This is a genomic window from Bacillus sp. VA13, from assembly GCF_055710085.1.
The window spans coordinates 1-495 of record NZ_JBVQPP010000016.1 but is presented as its reverse complement, the minus strand read 5'-3'; the positions used below and the strand labels follow the sequence as shown (position 1 = coordinate 495).

Here is a 495-nt window from a genome sequence, read left to right as displayed (position 1 = left end):
AAGTCCTGTGTGTCTGCCAATTCCACCACCCCGGCGTGGATGGTATAGTTGGAGCGGAAGACGGGATTCGAACCCGCGACCCCCACCTTGGCAAGGTGGTGTTCTACCACTGAACTACTTCCGCAGACAGGATGTCCAGTTTTTATAACTGTTATCCTATATAATGCGGGTGAAGGGACTTGAACCCCCACGTCATAAAGACACTAGATCCTAAGTCTAGCGCGTCTGCCAATTCCGCCACACCCGCGTAAAATGGTGAGCCATGAAGGACTCGAACCTTCGACCCTCTGATTAAAAGTCAGATGCTCTACCAACTGAGCTAATGGCTCTTCTTACAAGAGACTTGAGTATTATACCATATAAAAGTGGTGCCGGCAAGAGGACTTGAACCCCCAACCTACTGATTACAAGTCAGTTGCTCTACCAATTGAGCTACACCGGCAAGATGGTGGAGGATGACGGGCTCGAACCGCCGACCCTCTGCTTGTAAGGCAG

The 495-nt window shown here is 50.7% G+C and carries 4 tRNA genes; all 4 read right to left on the bottom strand.

What is annotated here, in order from left to right:
* Window positions 1-49: 49 nt before the first annotated feature.
* The 4 genes from AC0C66_RS21510 to AC0C66_RS21495 all read right to left on the bottom strand — a co-directional run bounded on the left by AC0C66_RS21510 (window position 50) and on the right by AC0C66_RS21495 (window position 442).
* Window positions 50-124: transfer RNA gene (locus tag AC0C66_RS21510), tRNA-Gly, on the bottom strand.
* A 40-nt stretch (window positions 125-164) separates the two neighbouring features.
* A tRNA-Leu gene (locus AC0C66_RS21505) sits at window positions 165-247 on the bottom strand.
* 6 nt (window positions 248-253) lie between these two features.
* Window positions 254-329 (bottom strand) — tRNA-Lys (locus AC0C66_RS21500).
* A gap of 37 nt (window positions 330-366) precedes the next feature.
* Window positions 367-442 (bottom strand) — tRNA-Thr (locus tag AC0C66_RS21495).
* Window positions 443-495: the final 53 nt, after the last annotated feature.